Genomic DNA, 21,003 nt, shown 5'->3' with positions numbered 1-21,003 from the left:
CCCAGACGAGAGGAAACCGCCGGTGCCCGCTGTCGGGTCGTAAATGGTGCGAATAATACCGCCTTTCGACAACGCCTCATTATCTTCCATAAACACCAGCGAAGTGGTTAAGCGCACGATATCGCGTGGAGTAAAGTGCTCTCCAGCCGTCTCGTTTGAACTCTCCGCAAAACGACGGATCAGCTCTTCAAACACCAGCCCCATTTCATGGTTAGAAATGGCATCAGGGCTCAGATCGATAGTGGCGAATTTCTTAACGATTTTGAACAGTAGATTGGCATCATCCAACAGGCCAACAAACTCGCTGAATTTGAAATACTCAAAGATTTCACGCGCATCCTTCGAGAAACACTGAACGTAATTCTCAAGGTTCGCCTTGATGTCATTCTGTCCTATTTTGCCTAGATCTATCGGCGAGGTATTAAAGAACGACAACCCCTTGGTGGCAGATAACAGAAACTTCTCTCGCCCTTCTTCCGGCAAAGGGCTGGCTTTCAGCTTTTCTACTTCTGCAACCACCGCATCTTTAGTAGGCGCTAGCACACATTCCAGGCGACGTAACAGCGTAAAAGGCAGGATCACACGCCCATACTGGGATTGCTTAAAATCACCGCGAAGCAAATCAGCGACAGACCAGATAAAGGCAGCCGTTTGAGTAAAGGTAGAACTAGTCATGAAACCCTCAGAAGAGCTCGCAGCCATAAAAAATAATCCAAAGCACTTTACACTGGCTTAAAAAGCCAGTGTAAAGAAAAATGCTTATGTGAGACTTTTCAATAAAACCATAGGAAAAAATGGCACTATTGATCCTAATTAACTATTACCTTTTCCAAAATCAAAAGGGCTAATCCCCTTCCCCCTGTTCGCATCAAGATAATCAGCCCACCACTGCAGCATTAGCCTGCGTTCATCCAAGTGCTCTGCCTTATGAATGTAAGACGCACGCACAGAGTTACGCTCTTGGTGGCTCATCTGCCGCTCTACCGCATCTTTAGACCACATCCCTGACTCGATCAACGAGCTACATGCCATAGTTCTAAATCCGTGACCACAGACTTCCACCTTAGTGTCATAACCCATCACCCGCAGTGCATTGTTCACTGTGTTTTCGCTCATCGGTTTACGGGGATCGTGATCGCCAACGAAAATTAAATCACGATTACCATTTAGACGTTTTATTTTCTCAAGGACTGCAAGTGCCTGCCGAGATAAAGGTACCAGATGCGGAGTACGCATCTTTGACCCACGGTGAGAGTGCTTAACGCCTTCCAGCGGTTCACGGTCTGCCGGTATAGTCCACATTGATGTCTCAAAGTCGATCTCTGACCAGCGGGCGAAACGCAGTTCGCTGGAACGGATAAAGGTAAGCAACGTTATTTCTATAGCTAAACGAGTGAGCGGCCTGCCGGTGTAGGTATCGATACGGTGTAGGAGTTCAGGAGTACGGCTAAGTTCTAGGGCGGGGCGATGTTGCCGTTTTGCTGTAGCGACGGCACCAGCCATTTCCTGCGCGGGATTGTAGTCGGTCAAACCACTTTGTACGGCGTAGCGCATTATTGCAGTCGTGCGCTGCTGAAGACGCGAAGCCACTTCAAGACGACCTGACTTCTCTACCGCTTTGATAGGTGCCAGTAAATCGCGAGTTTTAAGTTCGGTGATATTGTGTTTGCCAATGGCCGGGAAAAGAAAGTCTTCCAGTGTTTTCAAAACACGAGAGCTATGATCTTTTGACCACTTCTTATTAGTTGCATGCCATTCTCTGGCAACCACTTCGAAGGTGAAGACTTCTTTAGCCAACTCTTCTTTTACTGCACGTTTTTGTTCGCGGGGATCAATACCTGCAGCAACCAGCTTTCTGGCTGCTTCTCTTTTTTGTCTGGCGTCAGCCAGTGACGTTTCAGGATAAACACCAAATGCCATCAAATGTTGTTTACCGCCGAACCGGAATCGAAATCTCCAATACTTTGAGCCGTTAGGTTTTACAAGTAAGAACATACCGTCGCCGTCAACGAGCGAATACTCATTTTCCTCAGATTTTGCAGAACGCACTTTAGTATCTGTCAGGGCCATAATGGTCATCCTTCCATAGGTCTATCGTGAGTATACAAGCAATATCGAATCGGCAGATATACTCATTAGTATACTCACAAGCATGTTGATGTGGGGTAACTCAGATTGACGTCGGTTGACTGAAAAGCGGGGCAAAGCCTTGCGGGGACTGGATTTTAGGCATAAAAAAAGACCTCAGTTGAGGTCTATTTACATACTAATGGTGCCGAAGGCCGGAATCGAACCGGCACATCTTTCGATGGTTGATTTTGAATCAACTGCGTCTACCGATTTCGCCACTTCGGCACTGAAAGTAGTATGCGGAAAACGTGGGCATTATACCCAGCCCAGCCGGTCACGCAATAGTTATCCCGTGTTGTACGGTTTAAGTGTTGAAAAAACAGACACGAACCGCAATCCGGAGGGGTTTTGCTGACAAAAAACTTCGATTTGTCTTCGTTTTTCCGATGCCGTTTATCAAACTTCGCATTAGTATACAAATCACGAATAGATTATGCCCTGTTGATGGATACCAGCTTGTTGAAAAAACTCTCACTTTCGCTCCTCGCGCTGGCCCTCGCCAGTACGCCTTTATGGAGCCACGCGCAGGCCAATGCGCGTCTGGCGTCGCAGGTCGTGGATGACCATGCAGAACACATCTTTTACGGTAGCGGCGCAATGGGAATGGCGCTGGTAGTCGTTGATAATAATCAGCAAGTTTTCCGCAGTTTTGGGGAAACTAAACCGGGTTCCGATATCCGTCCGCGTGAAGACTCCGTGGTGCGCATTGCTTCGCTGACCAAGCTTATTACCAGCGAAGTGCTGGTGAAAATGGCGCAGCAAGGCAAAGTCAGCATTAACGATCCGCTACGTAAATACGCTCCGGCCGGTGCCCGCGTGCCCTCTTACAGCGGCACTAATCCGATTACGCTGCTGAATCTGGCCACGCACACCAGCGGACTGCCACGCGAGCAGCCCGGCGGTGTCGCGCATCGTGCCGTGTTCACCTGGCCGACGAAAAGCGATCGCTGGACCTGGCTGAGTGTCGCGAAACTCACTGTGCCGCCGGGTGCCCGCGCGTCTTACTCCAATCTGGCGTTTGACCTGCTTTCTGATGCGTTATCGAAAGCGGCTAATCAGCCTTACACACAGTTGCTGCGTGATCAGATTACTCAGCCACTGGGCATGATCGATACAACGCTGACGCCAAACGCCAGCCAGTGTTCGCGCCTGATGGAAGGTCTGCGTCCAAGTCCTTGCATTAACACCATTGCAGCCGCGGGCAGCGGTGGGATTTATTCCACGCCAGCCGATATGGGCCGCTGGATGCGTCAGTTCCTCGGGCAGCGCACCACCACGGCTGAAATGGCGCAAAAGATGTATTACAAGCGTACCGATCTGGTCTCGCTGAAAGGGATGGATGTCCCGGGCATGGCGGATTCACTGGGAATGGGCTGGGTAACGATGGCTCCGACGCCGTTGCTGCCGCGCATCATTCAGAAAACCGGCGGCGGTGGCGGCTTTATCACGTATGTTGCAATGGTACCCCAACGCGGTGTCGGCGTGTTCGTGGTGGTCACCCGCAGTGAACTGACCAAGTTTAAGAATATGAGTGATGGTGTGAACGATCTGGTGGCGGATCTGGTGCGTAATAACGAGATTTAACGCCCGGCTCACAATCTTCAGACGTAAAAAAAGCAGGCTCATGAAAGGCCTGCTTTTTGTTTATCCGCACGGGCAAGTTTATCTTTTTTTCAGCAGCAAAAACATACTGATGACGAAGAACAGACCGCTTGGTAACAGTGCGCCAAGGATCGGCGGAATGTTATAAACCAGGCTTAACGGGCCGAAGATCTGGTCAAGTACGTAGAACAGGAAACCGAAGCAAATACCGGTAACCACACGCACGCCCATCGGCACACTGCGCAGAGGTCCGAAGATGAACGAGAGCGCCATCAGCATCATCACCGCGACAGACAGTGGCGAGAAGATTTTACTCCACATGTTCAGCTGATAACGTTTAGCTTCCTGCCCGCTCTGCTTGAGATATTTCACATAGTTGTGCAGACCGCTGATCGACAATGCGTCAGGATCCAGCGCAACAACGCCCAGTTTGTCCGGCGTCAGGTTCGTTTTCCACACGCCGGTCAGCGTCTGAGAACCGGTGATTTGCAGGTTATCTGTCAGGTCAGACTCATCCACCTGAGAGAGTTTCCACTCACCGCCGTCAAAGGTTGCCGAAGAGGCATAACGGACGGACTGCAATTTGTTCTGATCGTTGAAGTGATAGATGTTGACGCCTGTCAGCTCTTTTTCACCAGCCACACGCTCAATGTAGATAAAGTCGTGACCGTCTTTCGCCCATAAACCGTTCTGAGTGGAAAGCAACGAACCGCCGTACATCGCCTGCGCACGGTAATTACGGGCCATTTGTTCGCCCTGCGGCGCCACCCATTCACCAATCGCCATGGTCAGAAGCACCAGAGGGATCGCCGTTTTCATCACGGAAGCGGCTATCTGCATACGGGTGAAACCGGAAGCCTGCATAACCACCAGTTCGCTGCGTGTTGCCAGCGTACCTAAGCCAAGCAATGCACCCAGTAACGCCGCCATCGGGAAGAAAATCTCGATATCTTTTGGCACGCTAAGCAAGGTGTACAACCCGGCACCGGCGGCGGAATAGCCTCCCTGCCCGACTTTACGCAGCTGATCGACAAACTTGATGATGCCGGAGAGTGACACCAGCATGAACAACGTCATCATGATGGTGTTGAAGATAGTGCGACCAATGTAACGGTCTAATACGCCAAACATCAGGCAACTCCTCTCAGACGCGCCCGGATCTTGCGAACCGGCAAGGTATCCCACGCATTAAGCACCAGTGCCAGTGCCAGGTAAAGCAGGTTCGTTCCCCACATCCAGAGGAACGGATCCAGCTTGCCCTTCGCGCCGTTAGACCGCAGGGAGGTTTGCAGCAGGAAGAAAATCAGATAGAGCAGGATAGCCGGCAGCATACTCAGAACGCGGCCCTGACGCGGGTTGACCACGCTGAGAGGAACCACCAGCAACGCCATAATAAACACGGAAACGATCAGCGTTAAACGCCAGTTCAGCTCTGCACTGGCTTCCGGTTCATTGGAATTCCAGAGCTGCGTCATGGTCATCTGATCAGACTGATTCGGGTCAAGCTGCACGGTCTGATGGCCGATAACCGCCAGATAATCGGTGAAGTCCGTAACACGGAAATCACGCAACAATGCGGTGCCTTCGTAACGCGTGCCTTTATCCAGCATCACCTGTTGTGAACCGTCAGCACGCTGCAACATGTGCCCTTTATCTGCCACCACGACGGAAGGTCGCTGGTTGCCGTTCGGGCGTAACTGCGCGAGGAAAACGTTATGGAATTCTTTCCCTTTTACACTGCCGACAAACAGAACCGCATTGCCGTTCTGCGCCTGCTGGAACTGGCCTTCAACCATCGCCGCCATGCTCGGGTTAGCTTTCGCTTCCGCCAGAACCGCGTCCTGATGTTTTGACGACCAGGGACTCAGCCAGATGGCATTAATCCCGGCGAAAAATGACGTAAACAGCGCCAAAACCAGCGCCGCGATAACCAGTGAGCGTTTTCCAAGGCCACACGCATGCATGACGGTAATTTCGCTATCGGTATATAACCGGCCGAACGTCATCAGCAGACCAAGGAACAGGCTGAGTGGAAGAATAAGCTGCGCCATTTCCGGAATACCTAACCCCAGAAGTGACAGAACTAAATTTGTTGGGATATCGCCATCGACCGCTGCTCCAAGCACTCTGACCAGCTTCTGACAGAAGAAGATAAGAAGTAAAATGAACAGAATGGCAAATTGGCTCTTGAAGGTTTCCCTAACCAGATATCTAATGATGATCACGCTTAATACGCCTGTGAAAACTTGTCTTTTTGAAGGAAAATCGCTAGTTTCATCGCTAATCCGTCATTTATTCTCATCATATGGCAACCTTCGCAGCTAAAATAGTATTACAACACCGAGATTTGGGGTGTCCTATAGGAACTTGCTTATAGCCGCCAAAATAAAAACTAACGCCGTTTAAGGTTAACACAGGTCGTTAACACAATGACGGGAGAGTGTCTCCGGCGACTCATTCTAGCCGTACCTCCCGCCCTTGTCTTTAAGATTCAGGAGAGTGCATGGAGTTCAGCGTAAAAAGCGGTAGCCCGGAAAAACAACGCAGTGCCTGTATTGTAGTCGGCGTTTTCGAACCTCGCCGCCTGTCACCGATTGCCGAACAGCTCGATAAAATCAGTGATGGCTACATCAGCGCCCTGCTCCGCCGTGGCGAACTTGAAGGCAAAGTGGGCCAGACCCTGTTACTGCATCATGTACCGAATATCCTTTCCGAACGTATCTTGCTGATTGGTTGCGGCAAAGAGCGTGAGCTGGATGAGCGCCAGTACAAACAGGTGATCCAGAAAACGATCAACACCCTGAACGACACCGGTTCTATGGAGGCCGTTTGCTTCCTCACCGAGCTGCACGTCAAAGGGCGTAATACTTACTGGAAAGTGCGTCAAGCGGTCGAGACCTCCAAAGAATCGCTTTACACCTTCGATCAGCTTAAAAGCAATAAAACCGAACCTCGCCGTCCGCTGCGTAAAATGGTTTTCAACGTGCCGACCCGCCGTGAACTGACCAGCGGTGAGCGCGCAATTTCCCATGGTCTGGCGGTTTCTGCCGGTATCAAAGCGGCAAAAGATCTCGGCAATATGCCACCGAACATCTGTAACGCCGCGTATCTGGCGTCGCAGGCCCGTCAGCTGGCAGATGCGTTCAGCACCAACATCACCACTCGCGTAATCGGCGAACAGCAGATGAAAGAGCTGGGGATGAATGCGTATCTGGCGGTAGGTCAGGGTTCGAAAAACGAATCACTGATGTCGGTGATGGAATATAAAGGAAATCCTAATCCTGACGCTAAGCCTATCGTGCTCGTCGGTAAAGGTCTGACCTTCGATTCCGGCGGTATTTCCATTAAGCCAGCGGCTGATATGGATGAAATGAAGTACGACATGTGCGGTGCCGCAGCGGTTTACGGCGCGATGCGTGTGGTGGCTGAACTGAATCTGCCGCTCAACGTGATTGGCGTGCTCGCAGGCTGTGAAAACATGCCAGGCGGTCAGGCGTTCCGTCCGGGCGATATTCTGACGACCATGTCCGGCCAGACCGTTGAAGTGCTCAATACCGACGCCGAAGGCCGTCTGGTGCTGTGCGATGCACTGACTTACGTTGAACGCTTTGATCCTGAGCTGGTGATTGACGTCGCCACGCTGACCGGTGCCTGTGTGATTGCCCTTGGCCATCACATCACCGGTCTGCTGTCGAACCACAATCCGCTAGCACACGAACTGATCGGCGCGTCCGAACAGGCCGGTGACCGCGCGTGGCGTCTGCCGCTGGCGGATGAATATCAGGAACAGCTGGATTCCAATTTTGCTGATATGGCGAACATCGGTGGCCGTCCGGGTGGTGCAATCACCGCGGGTTGCTTCCTGTCGCGCTTCACCCGTAAATACAGCTGGGCGCATCTGGACATCGCCGGTACCGCATGGCGTTCAGGTAAAAACAAAGGCGCAACCGGTCGTCCGGTCGCACTTCTGGCGCAGTTCCTGCTGAACCGCGCTGGCCTTGATGGCGATGAATGATTCATTCGCTAAATAAGGTATAATTCTCCAGTCAGGGTCTGGAAATATCCTCAGACCCTTCACAGGCGGGCGCACCCAGTTGCGCCCCTGTTTTTTCTCAGCAGCACAGTGAACTCATCATGAAACAGGCAACCTTCTTTCTTCTCGATGCGCCGGATGCAAGTGGCGAGCTCAGCTCACACGAAGCGCTGGCCTGTCAGGTCGCCGCCGAACGTTACCGGATGGGCAAACGTGTTCTGCTGGCCTGTGAGGATCAAAAACAGGCCGAGCGTCTGGATGAAGCGCTGTGGAAGCGCGATCCAAACCATTTTGTGCCACACAATCTGGCGGGTGAAGGCCCGAGATTTGGTGCACCGGTGGAGCTTTGCTGGCCGGGTAAGCGCGGCAATGCGCCACGCGACCTGCTGATAAGCCTCCTGCCTGAATTTGCAGATTTTGCTACTGCTTTCCATGAAGTGGTAGACTTCGTTCCTTACGAAGATTCCCTTAAACAGCTTGCGCGCGAACGCTACAAAGCCTATCGCAGCGTGGGTTTCTCTTTGACGACGGCCACGCCGCCCTCAGTCACCACATCGACCGACGAAAATACGAAGCGAAATGGATAAGACATATAACCCGCAAGACATCGAGCAGCCGCTTTACGAGCACTGGGAACAACAGGGCTATTTCAAGCCACATGGTGATACCAGTAAAGAAAGCTTTGCCATCATGATCCCGCCGCCGAACGTTACCGGCAGCTTGCACATGGGTCATGCTTTCCAGCAAACCATCATGGACGCCATGATCCGCTATCAGCGCATGCAGGGTAAAAATACTCTGTGGCAGGCGGGCACCGACCATGCGGGCATCGCAACGCAGATGGTGGTTGAGCGTAAAATCGCAGCCGAAGAAGGCAAAACCCGTCACGACTACGGCCGTGAAGCATTTATCGACAAAATCTGGGACTGGAAAGCAGAATCTGGCGGCACCATTACCCGTCAGATGCGCCGTCTCGGCGATTCCGTGGATTGGGAGCGTGAGCGCTTCACCATGGATGAAGGTCTGTCCAACGCCGTGCGCGAAGTGTTCGTACGCCTGTATAAAGAAGATCTGATTTACCGTGGCAAACGCCTGGTGAACTGGGATCCAAAACTGCGCACCGCGATTTCCGACCTCGAAGTTGAAAACCGCGAATCCAAAGGTTCCATGTGGCACCTGCGCTATCCGCTGGCTGACGGCGCGAAAACCGCTGAAGGCAAAGATTATCTGGTTGTCGCGACCACCCGTCCGGAAACCGTCCTCGGTGATACCGGCGTGGCCGTTAACCCGGAAGATCCGCGTTATAAAGATCTCATCGGCAAAGAAATCATTTTGCCGCTGGTAGGCCGCCGTATTCCCATCGTGGGCGACGAACATGCCGACATGGAAAAGGGCACCGGTTGTGTGAAGATCACGCCTGCGCATGACTTTAATGACTATGAAGTCGGTAAACGTCACGGTCTGCCGATGATCAACATTCTGACTTTCGATGGCGATATCCGCCAGACTGCTGAAGTGTTCGACACTAACGGCGAAGAAAGCGATGCCTGTGCTAACGATATCCCTGAACAGTTCCGTGGCCTGGAGCGCTTTGCCGCGCGTAAAGCGGTCGTCGCTGCATTTGACGAAGCCGGTCTGCTCGAAGAAATCAAACCTCACGACCTGACCGTACCTTACGGTGACCGTGGCGGCGTGGTTATCGAACCCATGCTGACTGACCAGTGGTACGTCCGCACTGCGCCACTGGCGAAAGTCGCGGTGGAGGCCGTTGAGCAAGGTGAAATCCAGTTCGTACCTAAACAGTACGAAAATATGTATTTCAGCTGGATGCGTGACATTCAGGACTGGTGTATTTCCCGTCAGCTGTGGTGGGGACACCGTATTCCTGCGTGGTATGACGCCGAAGGCAACGTATTCGTTGGCCGTGACGAAGCGGAAGTCCGCAGCGAAAACAATCTGGACGCAGACGTTGTGCTGACTCAGGACGAAGACGTGCTCGACACCTGGTTCTCTTCCGGCCTGTGGACATTCTCCACACTGGGCTGGCCAGAACAGACGCCTGATCTCAAAGCTTTCCACCCTTCAAGCGTGGTTGTGAGCGGCTTCGACATCATCTTCTTCTGGATTGCGCGCATGATCATGATGACCATGCATTTCGTGAAAGACGAGAATGGCAAGCCACAGGTTCCGTTTAACACCGTTTACATGACCGGTCTTATCCGCGACGACGAAGGGCAGAAAATGTCCAAGTCCAAAGGTAACGTTATCGATCCGCTGGATATGATTGACGGTATTTCGCTGGAAGATCTGCTGGAAAAACGTACCGGCAACATGATGCAGCCGCAGCTGGCGGAAAAAATCCGCAAGCGCACCGAGAAGCAATTCCCTAACGGCATCGAACCGCACGGCACCGATGCCCTGCGGTTCACGCTGGCGGCACTGGCTTCTACCGGCCGTGACATCAACTGGGACATGAAGCGTCTTGAAGGTTACCGCAACTTCTGTAACAAACTGTGGAACGCCAGCCGCTTCGTACTGATGAACACCGAAGATCAGGATTGTGGTCTGAATGGTGGCGAACTTGAGCTGTCACTGGCTGACCGCTGGATCCTCGCGGAATATAACCGCACGGTGAAATCTTACCGTGAAGCGATGGATAACTACCGCTTCGATCTGGCTGCCAGCATTCTGTATGAATTCACCTGGAACCAGTTCTGCGACTGGTATCTGGAGCTGACTAAACCGGTCATGAACGGTGGCAGCGAAGCACAACTACGCGGCACCCGTCATACGCTGGTTGAAGTGCTGGAAGGTCTGCTGCGTCTTGCGCATCCGATCATTCCTTTCATCACAGAAACCATCTGGCAGCGCGTGAAAACGCTGAAAGGCATCACTGCAGAAACCATCATGCTGCAGCCTTTCCCGGAATTTGACGCGGCGAAAGCAGACGAACTGGCGCTGGCCGATCTTGAGTGGATCAAGCAGGCGATCATCGCTATCCGTAACGTGCGTGCCGAGATGAATCTGTCTCCGGCCAAGCCGCTGGAACTGCTGCTGCGCGGCGCGAGTGCCGATGCACAGCGTCGTGTTGAACAGAACCTGAGCTTCATTAAGTCTCTGGCGCGTCTGGAATCCATTACCATTCTGCCTGCAGGTGACAAAGGCCCTGTGTCTGTCACCAAACTGGTTGAAGGCGCTGAGTTGCTGATCCCAATGGCCGGTCTGATCGACAAAGATGCCGAGCTGGCGCGTCTGGACAAAGAGATGGCGAAGCTGGATGGCGAGATTGCGTCTATCGAAGGCAAACTGTCTAACGAAGGTTTTGTGGCGCGTGCGCCGGAAGCCGTAGTCGCAAAAGAGCGCGAACGTCTGGCAGCCTGCGGTGAAGCCAAAATCAAGATTGCAGAACAGAAAGCAACAATCGCTGCTCTGTAATTTTGGTGCCGGTTATCCGGGTAAATACATGAGATGACAAAGGCCGCGAAAGCGGCCTTTTTTATTCTGCGATAACAGCCGGTAACGTTGCACCCATCTGCCCTTAGATGGTATTAAAACGGTCTGTTTATTTATCTTATTATTTGAAACTGAGTGAGCAATATGACGACCTCCCTTCCTGTCAGCGTGCTGGTGCGCCCGATTCGCCCTGAAGATAACGCGGCTATCGCAAACGTGATCCGCCATGTATCTGCTGAATTTGGCCTGACTGCCGATAAAGGCTATACCGTAGCAGACCCGAATTTGGATCATCTGTATGAAAGCTACAGTCAGCCACGTTGCGCTTACTGGGTGGTGGAAGTCGACGGTAAAGTCGCCGGCGGCGGCGGTGTTGCACCGCTTTCTGGCGGCGAAGATGATTTGTGCGAACTGCAAAAAATGTATTTCCTGCCTTCGCTGCGCGGCCAGGGTCTGGCGAAACGACTGGCGTTACAGGCAATGGAACATGCCCGCCAGAACGGATTCGCGCGCTGCTACCTGGAAACAACCGCCAGCCTGACGCAGGCGATCGCGCTGTATGAGCGTCTGGGTTTTCAATATATTAATGGCTCACTGGGCAATACGGGGCATGTCGATTGTGAAGTGACGATGTTAAAATACCTCTGATATCCTTTTCGCAATCCATAAAAAAACAGGCATCTCATGTTCACACATAAAGCCATTTCAGCGTTAAACGAACTGGAACTGACGGTCTATAACTACATCGTCAAAAATGGCGATAAAGTGATGTACATGACTATCCGTGAGCTGGCAGATGCCGCCGGGGTATCCACCACCACGGTTCTGCGTTTTTGCAAAAAAATGGATTGTGAAGGATATTCTGAGTTTCGTATCCGTTTTAAATTGTTTTTAGAACATGAAGAAAAACCGCCGGTCTCCTTTGGCATCAGTGAAATAATCAGCTATTTCAAAAGTATTAATAACAGCGAATTTGATGAATTATTAGATCAGGCGGCCAAAAGAATTTCCGACGCGCAGCGAATTATATTTGTCGGCGTAGGAACATCAGGTTCATTAGGGAAATACAGCGCACGTTTTTTCTCTAACGTCGGGAAATTCAGTACCTTTATTGACGATCCTTATTTTCCGATTAACAGCGATATGTATAAAGATGCCATCGCTATTATTCTTTCTGTCTCAGGGGAGACGGAGGAAGTATTACGGTTCGCTACACAGTTCAGCCAGCACAACTGCCAGATCATTAGCCTGACGAACAGCGAAAGCTCAACGCTGGCGCGTATGGCAGACCTCAACATCTCCTACCACATGCCGCAAATTGTATTAGAAGGCCAGTACAATATTACAACGCAGATCCCCGTACTTTATATTATCGAAACGATTGGAAAGAAATTACCTTTAATAAAACGTGACTCAGCGCAATGAAAAAACAGGGTGTTTTTAAGGTGTAACAAATCACCTGAGTTGTTTTTTGTTATATCGTGACAATACCCTTTCTTTTGCTACACTCCTGCCAACGAGTAAAAAAACAAAAAAGCTCACCTCTGTTTACCCGCAGGAGAATAATAAATAATGGCCATTGATTACGCTCAGACAGCTCAGGAAATTGTTAAATATATTGGCGGTGATAATAATGTGATTAGCATCACACATTGCGCCACCCGTTTACGTTTTGTTCTGAAAGATAATAAAGCCGTCGATAAAGAAGAATTAAAACGCGTCAAGGGCGTGATCACGGTGATTGAGGCCGGCGGCCAGATGCAAGTGGTGATTGGTAACCACGTCAGCGACGCTTATAAACAGGTTCTGAAACTGATCCACGTCGACGAAAACGCGCCGGTCTCTGCGCCGAACGTCGGCATCGTCAGCCGTGTGATGGATGTCATTTCCAGTATCTTCACGCCATTCCTTTATCAGCTCGCCGCCTGCGGTATTTTACAGGGGATCATTTCTTTCCTCGCAGCCGTCGGGATTATGGACTCAGGCAGCGGCACCTACCGTATTCTCAATTTCGTTTCCTGGACGGCGTTTACCTTCCTGCCGGTCATGATCGCGTTTACGGCGGCAAAAAAATTCAACGTCCATCCGTTTACCGCCGTCATTACGGCCTGTGCGCTGATCAGCCCTGATTATATGAACATGCTGACCGCGTTCAAAATCACCTCGATCAACTCCGCCGACCCGGCCATGCAGCAACTGATGCGTGAAGCCGTGAACAATCCGGAAATCGCCAGCATCCTGACTAACATTGTCGGCATTCCGCTGGCTTCGCCAACGCTCGATTTCCTCGGGATACCGGTGAAATATCTCAGCTATACCGCGTCAGTTATTCCGATCATCCTGATGGTTTGGGCGATGTCTTACGTCGAACGCTTCTTCAATAAAGTGCTGCCAGTCGTCATCCGCAACCTGTTCACCCCGATGTTTTGTATCGCCATTATGGTACCGATGACGCTTCTGGTATTCGGCCCGATCGGCAACCTGATCGGCGGCGCGATTGGCGGCGTTTACAACTATCTCTATCACCTCAGCCCGACCATTGCCGGTTTCGTTGTCGGTGCTTTCTGGCAACCGCTGGTCACACTCGGCGTTCACTGGGGCATTACGCCAGTTACTGTCGGCAACTACGCAACGCTGGGTTATGACACCTTTACCGGCCTGCAGGCATCCGCCGTCTTTGCAATGACCGGCAGTATGTTTGGCGTATATCTGAAAACCCGCAGCCGTGAAATGAAAGGGATTTCCCTCTCCGCGGGCGTTACCGGCCTGTTTGGGATTACCGAACCTGCGATTTACGGTGTGGCCCTGCGCCTGAAAAAACCTTTCCTCTGCAGCTGCGTGGCGGGTGGTATCGGCGGTGCGATTGCCGGTTCTTTCAACGCTGTTTCATGGAGCTATTGCTTGCCGGGCATTGCGGTATTGCCGGTATTCTTCAAAGAAGGCCACATGCCGCAGTTCCTCGGTTTTCTGCTCTCGATTACCGTCGCCTTTGTGCTCGGTGCCCTGTTTACCTGGCTGGTCGGTTTCAAAGATGAGCCCGATGTCGCGGCCACGAAAAAGATCCAGGCTGAAAGTCAGCGCGCCGCACAGGCAGAAATGAATTAAACCGGATATTACATTTACCACGCGGGCTGCTACAGCCCGCCTCAAGGGAGAACGAAAATGAGTCAACAGTTACCGAAAGATTTCTTATGGGGCGGCGCAGTTGCAGCACATCAGGTTGAAGGCGGTTGGAACAAAGGCGGCAAAGGCGTGAGCATTTGCGACGTGCTTTCCGGCGGCGCACACGGCGTCGATCGCGTGATGACAGACGGCGTGCTGGAGGGTTACAGCTACCCTAACCACGAAGCTGTCGATTTTTATTCGCACTACAAAGAAGACATCGCGCTGTTTGCCGAAATGGGCTTCAAATGTTTCCGTACTTCGATTGCCTGGACGCGCATCTTCCCGAACGGTGACGAATTACAGCCAAACGAAGCGGGTCTGCAATTCTACGACGACATGTTTGATGAGCTGCTCAAACATAATATTGAGCCGGTGATCACCCTTTCTCACTTCGAAATGCCATGGCATCTGGTGAAGGAATACGGCGGCTGGAAAAACCGTCAGGTGGTGGATTTCTTTGTGCGTTTCAGCCAGGTCGTGATGGAGCGTTACAAAGGCAAAGTGAAATACTGGATGACCTTCAACGAGATCAATAACCAGCGCAACTGGAAATATCCGCTGTTCGGTTATTGCTGCTCCGGTGTGGTATTCACCGAACAGGAAAACCCCGAAGAAACCCTGTATCAGGTGCTGCATCACCAGTTCGTGGCCAGCGCCAAAGTGGTCAAACTCGGCCATCAGATCAACCCGGATTTCCAGATTGGCTGCATGATCGCCATGGTGCCGCTGTACCCGTTCTCCTGCCACCCGGATGACGTGATGTATTCGGTCGAAGCGATGCATGAACGCTTCCTGTTCAGCGATGTGCATATGCGCGGTTATTACCCTGCGTATGCACTGAAAGAATGGGAACGTCGCGGCTTCAACATCAAAATGGAAGACGGAGATTTGCAGGCACTGAGAGAAGGCTGCGCGGACTACATCGGCCTGAGCTATTACATGAGCAACGCGATTTCAGCGCACAACCCAAGTGATGATAACGGGTTATCCGGCTTTGCAGGCAGCGTCCCGAATCCGCACGTGAAGGCATCCGACTGGGGATGGCAGATTGATCCTGTTGGCCTGCGTTATACCCTGAACATTCTGTACGAGCGTTACCAGAAACCGCTGTTTATTGTCGAAAATGGCTTTGGCGCTATCGATAAAGCGGGTGACGACGGCGTTATTCATGACGATTACCGCATCGCTTATCTGAAAGCGCACATCGAACAGATGAAGAAAGCCGTGCTGGAAGATGGTGTGGATCTGATGGGCTACACGCCGTGGGGCTGTATTGACTGCGTGTCATTCACCACCGGCCAGTACAGCAAACGCTATGGCTTTATCCACGTCGATAAAAATGACGACGGCACCGGCACGATGGCACGTTCGAAAAAAGAGAGTTTTGGCTGGTATCAGAAAGTGATTGAGAGCAACGGGGAAGTACTTTAATTCTTCTGAACTGGCGGAAATAAAAAAACCGGGCATTGCCCGGTTTTTTTATATTACTCGCGATAAAAATTAATGACGTTTCCCGTCATCATCTTCATCAACGAAATCTTCGTCTTCGCCTTCCTCACCTTCTTCGTCGTCATCGCCTTCGAAGTAAGTGCCCCAGCCGTCGTAGTTGACGCCGTTGGCTTCGGCCAGGTTCATCAATTGTTCAACCTGAGCGTCGATCAGTTCCGCTTTCAGCGCGATTTCACTGATTACGTCACAACACATCAGCACAGAACCGTCTTCAACTTCTAACTCTTCAGGGTCGGTAACTTCGTAACCCAGCTTGAAAGCCTCAACCGCTGCTTTCTCCAGAACTTCGAACTTCTCTGAAGATAAGTGATGTTCAATGGTGTAAAGCGCGTCAGGATCGCTGCCATCGTCCAGCAGCTCTTCGATGATTAAGCGAGTCTCTTCACGTTGTTCGTCCAGCAATTCACGGTTTGCCATATCTCAGTCCTCAATCAATGTGACGTTTGACCGCTATTTTCACACACCACAGGGCGCGCCTCCACTATAAACGACAAAGTTTTTGCTTCGGGGTTGTAATTGCATATTCATACAGTTAAATTGAATTTAAATTCAATCCGAAATGCTAACGTGCTATGGAGCGACATCATGAGTTTGTTGAGTAAACGTCATTTTCTCAGGTTACTGGATTTTACCCCGTCAGAGATTTCGTCCCTGCTGAAACTCTCCGCAGAATTAAAAGCCGCTAAGAAAAACGGCACCGAGAAGGCCAGCCTGCAAGGCAAAAACATCGCGCTCATCTTCGAAAAAGACTCGACCCGTACCCGATGCTCTTTCGAAGTTGCCGCTTACGATCAGGGGGCAAAAGTCACCTACCTCGGCCCAAGCGGCAGCCAGATAGGTCATAAAGAATCGATGAAAGACACTGCCCGCGTGCTTGGCCGGATGTATGACGGTATTCAGTATCGTGGTTACGGTCAGGATAAAGTGGAAATACTGGCGCAATATGCCGGTGTCCCGGTCTGGAACGGTCTGACCAACGAATTCCATCCAACGCAGTTGCTGGCGGATTTGCTCACTATGCAGGAGCATCTGCCGGGTAAACCGCTGAAAGGTATGCGTCTGGCCTATCTGGGCGATACCCGTAATAACATGGGGAACTCGCTACTGGAAGCGGCGGCGTTGTGCGGGCTGGATTTGCGCCTGGTTGCACCTTCCGCCTGCTGGCCGGAAGCCGAACTGGTCGCCACCTGCGAACATCTGGCAAAAGAAAATGGCGGCAGCATAACGTTGACAGAAGATATCGCGACCGGCGTGAAAGATGCCGATTTCCTGTATACGGACGTTTGGGTATCGATGGGCGAACCGAAAGAAGCCTGGAAAGAGCGTATTAATCTGCTGCGTCCGTATCAGGTTAACAGCGCAATGCTGGCGCTGACCGGCAATCCGAAGGTGAAATTCCTGCATTGTCTGCCTGCGTTTCACGATGACCAGACCACACTCGGCAAACAAATGGCGGAAGAATACGGTCTGCACGGCGGCATGGAAGTTACCGACGAAGTGTTCGAATCAAGCCACAGCGTGGTCTTCGATCAGGCTGAAAACCGTCTGCACACCATCAAAGCGGTGATGGTCGCCACCCTCGGCAACGCCTGATTTTATCCGGCATCATTTTGCGACAAGGCAAAGTGATGCCGCGTTATTCCCCCAGAATCCTCTGCTATATCGCCCTTCCGCTGCCCGCGCCCCGTATTTTCAACTAACCTTTTCAGAGCGCTGTTATTTTTCATACAAAAAGAATTCTGTAAGAAGGAACCGCTATGAGCTCAGTTAATCTCGAGTATGTCCTGCGGCTGGAAAGTCTTTTAAGCCGGATTTACCCCAGAGAACACATTGCTGACCTGCTGAAAAAAATCCTGCATCTCGCTGAAAAATGGAATTACGGCAAACATCGCACGACAAGTTGGGTCGATGGCACCAATATTTATCTGATCACCTACGGCGACAACATTCGTCATGGCGACCAACCGCCGCTGGCAACCTTAAACCATTTCGCCAATACCTATCTGCGCGAGATCGTCAGCGACATCCACATTCTGCCCATGTATCCCTACAGCTCGGACGACGGTTTTAGCGTTATTGATTATCGCCGGATCGACGAACATCTTGGCGGCTGGTCCGACATTCATCACCTTTCGGCTCATTTCAATCTGATGTTCGACTGCGTGATCAACCACATCTCACGCTCCAGCGAATGGATGAAGGGCTATCTGCACGACGATCCGTATTACAAAGATTACTTTATTGCCTCGAATCCCGAGCTGGATTACAGCCGCGTAGTGCGTCCGCGCGCCTCTCCGCTGCTGACGCCTTTTATTAAAGCCAACGGCACCGAGCTGTATCTGTGGACGACGTTCAGCGAAGATCAGGTGGATATCAATTTCAAAAATCCGCAGGTTCTGCTGGAGAGCATCGACGTACTGTTACAGTATGCGGCCAGCGGCGGGCAATCTATTCGCCTCGACGCCATCGGGTATATCTGGAAGGAAGTGGGCACACGCTGCATTCATATGCCGCAGGCGCACAACATTATTAAAGTCTGGCGCACGATCCTCGACGAAGTGATCCCCGGTACACGGCTCATTACGGAAACCAACGTGCCGCATCACGAAAATATCAGTTATTTCGGTGAAGGTGATGAAGCACATATGGTGTATCAGTTCCCGCTGCCGCCGCTGACGCTTCATGCATTTTTACGTCAGGACACCACGACGCTGACGCAATGGGCACAAAGCCTGAACGCGGAAGCGCGCTACCCGGACACCACGTATTTCAACTTTCTGGCGAGTCACGACGGCATTGGGCTACGCCCGACGGAAACCTTCCTCAGCGATGATGAACGTAAATACATGGCGCAGGAAACGCTGCGCAAAGAAGGTCGGGTCTCGTATAAAGACAACGGCGACGGTACCCATTCGCCTTACGAGCTGAATATTAATTACCTGAGTGCGCTGACCGAGCCGGGAGATGATGTTGACCTGAAAGCCCGTAAGTTCCTGGCGGCGCAGGCATTGTTACTGTCGTTTATCGGCGTACCGGCCATTTACATCCACAGCCTGCTCGGCAGCGAGAACGATCTCGACGGTATGCATCAGTCCGGGATTAACCGCCGCATCAACCGTAAAAAGCTGGAGCTGGGTACGCTGGAAGCTGAACTTGAGAAGAAAGACAGCCTGCGCTCCCGCGTGTTTTACGGCTTAGAGGAACTGATTAAACACCGCCGCGCGCATCCGGCATTTTCGCCACAGGCTGGCCAGCGTGTGTTTGATCTGGGCAAATCGTTATTCGCCATGGAACGTTATGATCCAAAGAGCGAAGATCGGATCACCTGCGTGTTTAACATCAGCGATCATTCACAAATGCTGAAACTGGCGGTGGAAGGCAAAGATCTGATTGGCGGAGAAGTGTTTAACGGCCAGATGAGGCTCCAGCCGTGGCAGGTAGTGTGGATTAAACACAAGCTCAAAGCGCCAGAACGTCTCGGCAGGCTGCGTCGCTGGCGGATGAAGTTGTTCAAACGAACAAAGCGTTAAACTGACAATGTATTAAACAGACAGCGTATTGACGTCCATTTTGACGACCGCTTTGCGCACGTTAGCCGATTCGCCAACGGCGCACAGCGGTTTATGCACCTCGCCCGGATAAAACACCACGAAATCACCGGCCTGCATAATCATGGTTTTTTCCTGCTCGCCGGCAGCCAGAAACGCAATGTCTTTATCTTCCAGCCAGTCGGTATCAATGTACCCCGCAGGAAGATTGCTGAACGTCATTCCCTCCGTTCCGTTCAGGACAATCTGGATATCCAGATAACGGGCATGAAACTCCGCACGGCGATCTGCCTGCGGCGCCGTTGAATCATTTGAAATCAGAACAAACGCGTCATTGCCGTGGATATCGTGTTTACCCAGGGGGGTTTCCGCCGTGATATTTTTCTTCACATACTCAATGGCTTCGCGCAGTTCAGCGGGCAGATAAGGCACTAAATGCAGTTGATGGATGTTTCCGGTGATCATCATAACCTCGTGAGAGTGATTCATTAGTGAAACGTTGTTTCAGAAATAATAATCCTCTTTATGTACGGGTGGCTACCTTTCAGATCAAGATTTCCCTTTTTCGCTAAAATTAATTTTCCCGGTTTTATGCGAGCCTTAGAAGAATGGTTATGCATCCGTAGTGCATAGATTGCATCTTCAGCCACAAATACCCGCGACCAGGTGACTGGTCTGAAACGATATTTTCAAAAACTCCTCTGCCGGTCACAAAACGACGAATATAAAAAACCGCTTGAAATCACAATAATTATTTTGATTATTTCCCATTTTTAGGATTTTTATTCAAACAAATTTAATCCCTATGCGTATGATAATTTAAACCCCTTTATTTCAATGCATTACGATTGCATAAATTATATCCCAACCAGTCATTTTTCTAACAGGTAAAATAATTACTCCTTTCACACGTTATTTATTCATAACGGATAATTGATTAATAAAATAAACAATGCGCATCATCAATTAATTATCACTCCATTGTATTCATTCATTCTGATGAGATCGGAATCACATCTTAAATGCTTCAGCGGAATATTATTCACTTCGTTCCAGACGAGATGAAAAAAGATTGAATAACTCCATTTATTCATCAAGGTTTCGTTTTGCCTGAAATATTAACCAGATTACTTTTTTCATAAGAAAGGAATAAATATGAAAAGGCATTATGTCGGTTCTGAAATAGGTCAACTGCACAGCGTCATGCTGCACCGGCCTAATTTAAGCTTGCAACGCTTAACCCCTTCGAATTGCCAGGAACTGTTATTTGATGACGTACTTTCCGTTGAAAGAGCCGGTAAGGAACATGATGTTTTCAGCCAGACACTGCGCCAGCAAGGGGTTGAAGTTCTGCTTCTGACTGATTTACTGACCGAAACGCTGGATAATCGCGAGGCCAAAGACTGGCTGCTGAATATGCAGATCTCCGACTACCGTCTGGGGCCGCAATTTGCTGAAGAGATCCGTGGCTGGCTGGCCGATCTTCCTCACCGGGGCTTTGTTGAATAAATCGGATTTAGATAAAAGCTCCCCTCGTCGCTGACTTTCTCAGGCAATCCTTAC

Annotated in this window: 16 protein-coding genes, 1 tRNA gene and 1 pseudogene; 11 read left to right on the top strand and 7 right to left on the bottom strand. The window is 51.0% G+C overall.

Going from position 1 to position 21,003, the window contains the following annotated elements:
- From J8X26_RS15735 to J8X26_RS15725, 3 genes are all read right to left on the bottom strand, one after another.
- On the bottom strand, window positions 1-675 hold a 675-nt coding region (locus J8X26_RS15735), incomplete at its 3' end, for a type I restriction-modification system subunit M N-terminal domain-containing protein (protein ID WP_208951342.1).
- A 138-nt stretch (window positions 676-813) separates the two neighbouring features.
- Window positions 814-2,070, bottom strand: a complete 1,257-nt coding sequence (locus J8X26_RS15730; RefSeq protein ID WP_208951341.1) for an integrase arm-type DNA-binding domain-containing protein — start codon at window positions 2,068-2,070, stop codon at window positions 814-816.
- A 200-nt stretch (window positions 2,071-2,270) separates the two neighbouring features.
- Window positions 2,271-2,355, bottom strand: a tRNA-Leu gene (locus J8X26_RS15725).
- 219 nt (window positions 2,356-2,574) lie between these two features.
- On the opposite strand from J8X26_RS15725, the gene ampH reads away from it, so the two are divergent.
- Entirely contained in the window at window positions 2,575-3,714 is a 1,140-nt protein-coding gene (gene ampH, locus J8X26_RS15720; RefSeq protein WP_152327278.1) for a D-alanyl-D-alanine-carboxypeptidase/endopeptidase AmpH, read from the top strand.
- Window positions 3,715-3,792: 78 nt separating this feature from the next.
- Here the strand turns inward: ampH and lptG are convergent, their stop codons facing one another.
- Together lptG and lptF are read right to left on the bottom strand one after the other, a co-directional pair.
- Complete coding sequence (lptG, locus tag J8X26_RS15715) at window positions 3,793-4,863, bottom strand: LPS export ABC transporter permease LptG (protein ID WP_152327279.1); 1,071 nt, start codon at window positions 4,861-4,863, stop codon at window positions 3,793-3,795.
- Window positions 4,863-5,957, bottom strand: coding sequence for an LPS export ABC transporter permease LptF (gene lptF / locus J8X26_RS15710; protein ID WP_152327280.1), 1,095 nt, complete (start codon window positions 5,955-5,957; stop codon window positions 4,863-4,865). Before lptF ends, lptG begins: the two co-directional genes overlap by 1 nt.
- Before the next feature lie 278 nt (window positions 5,958-6,235).
- Between lptF and pepA the strand changes: the two genes are divergently transcribed.
- The 7 genes from pepA to J8X26_RS15675 all read left to right on the top strand — a co-directional run bounded on the left by pepA (window position 6,236) and on the right by J8X26_RS15675 (window position 15,814).
- Window positions 6,236-7,747, top strand: coding sequence for a leucyl aminopeptidase (gene pepA / locus J8X26_RS15705; RefSeq protein ID WP_101075029.1), 1,512 nt, complete (start codon window positions 6,236-6,238; stop codon window positions 7,745-7,747).
- Window positions 7,748-7,866: 119 nt separating this feature from the next.
- On the top strand, window positions 7,867-8,352 hold the full coding sequence (locus tag J8X26_RS15700; RefSeq protein ID WP_101075028.1) for a DNA polymerase III subunit chi: 486 nt from the start codon (window positions 7,867-7,869) through the stop codon (window positions 8,350-8,352).
- On the top strand, window positions 8,345-11,200 hold the full coding sequence (locus J8X26_RS15695) for a valine--tRNA ligase (protein ID WP_208951340.1): 2,856 nt from the start codon (window positions 8,345-8,347) through the stop codon (window positions 11,198-11,200). The genes J8X26_RS15700 and J8X26_RS15695 overlap by 8 nt, the downstream gene beginning before the upstream one ends.
- Window positions 11,201-11,362: 162 nt before the next feature.
- A complete protein-coding gene (locus tag J8X26_RS15690) occupies window positions 11,363-11,866 on the top strand; it encodes a GNAT family N-acetyltransferase (RefSeq protein WP_208951339.1) in 504 nt (167 codons plus the stop codon).
- 36 nt (window positions 11,867-11,902) lie between these two features.
- Entirely contained in the window at window positions 11,903-12,643 is a 741-nt protein-coding gene (locus tag J8X26_RS15685; protein WP_208951338.1) for a MurR/RpiR family transcriptional regulator, read from the top strand.
- 147 nt (window positions 12,644-12,790) lie between these two features.
- Window positions 12,791-14,323, top strand: a complete 1,533-nt coding sequence (locus J8X26_RS15680; RefSeq protein ID WP_165061395.1) for a PTS transporter subunit EIIC — start codon at window positions 12,791-12,793, stop codon at window positions 14,321-14,323.
- A gap of 57 nt (window positions 14,324-14,380) precedes the next feature.
- Window positions 14,381-15,814 (top strand): 6-phospho-beta-glucosidase, encoded by a 1,434-nt coding sequence (locus tag J8X26_RS15675; RefSeq protein ID WP_152327286.1) that lies wholly within the window; start codon window positions 14,381-14,383, stop codon window positions 15,812-15,814.
- Window positions 15,815-15,883: 69 nt separating this feature from the next.
- Here J8X26_RS15675 and rraB read toward each other — a convergent pair whose 3' ends face one another.
- Window positions 15,884-16,309 carry a ribonuclease E inhibitor RraB gene (rraB, locus tag J8X26_RS15670; protein WP_104924309.1) on the bottom strand — a complete coding sequence of 142 codons (426 nt, stop codon included), beginning with the start codon at window positions 16,307-16,309 and terminating at the stop codon, window positions 15,884-15,886.
- A 168-nt stretch (window positions 16,310-16,477) separates the two neighbouring features.
- Between rraB and argF the strand changes: the two genes are divergently transcribed.
- Both argF and J8X26_RS15660 read left to right on the top strand, forming a co-directional pair.
- The gene (argF, locus tag J8X26_RS15665; RefSeq protein WP_152327287.1) at window positions 16,478-17,485 is read left to right on the top strand and encodes an ornithine carbamoyltransferase; all 1,008 of its coding nucleotides are present in this window, start codon (window positions 16,478-16,480) and stop codon (window positions 17,483-17,485) included.
- 164 nt (window positions 17,486-17,649) lie between these two features.
- Entirely contained in the window at window positions 17,650-19,422 is a 1,773-nt protein-coding gene (locus J8X26_RS15660; protein ID WP_152327288.1) for an alpha-amylase family glycosyl hydrolase, read from the top strand.
- A 12-nt stretch (window positions 19,423-19,434) separates the two neighbouring features.
- Here J8X26_RS15660 and J8X26_RS15655 read toward each other — a convergent pair whose 3' ends face one another.
- The gene (locus tag J8X26_RS15655; protein WP_152327463.1) at window positions 19,435-19,905 is read right to left on the bottom strand and encodes a YhcH/YjgK/YiaL family protein; all 471 of its coding nucleotides are present in this window, start codon (window positions 19,903-19,905) and stop codon (window positions 19,435-19,437) included.
- Between the two features lie 690 nt (window positions 19,906-20,595).
- On the opposite strand from J8X26_RS15655, the pseudogene J8X26_RS15650 reads away from it, so the two are divergent.
- Window positions 20,596-20,934, top strand: a pseudogene (locus tag J8X26_RS15650) (arginine deiminase family protein); the annotation flags it as partial.
- Window positions 20,935-21,003: the final 69 nt, after the last annotated feature.

It is taken from the genome of Rahnella sp. ChDrAdgB13 (assembly GCF_017655185.1).
GTDB lineage: Bacteria > Pseudomonadota > Gammaproteobacteria > Enterobacterales > Enterobacteriaceae > Rahnella > Rahnella contaminans.
The sequence above is the reverse complement of the archived record's forward strand: the minus strand, read 5'-3'. Positions and strand labels throughout refer to the sequence as shown.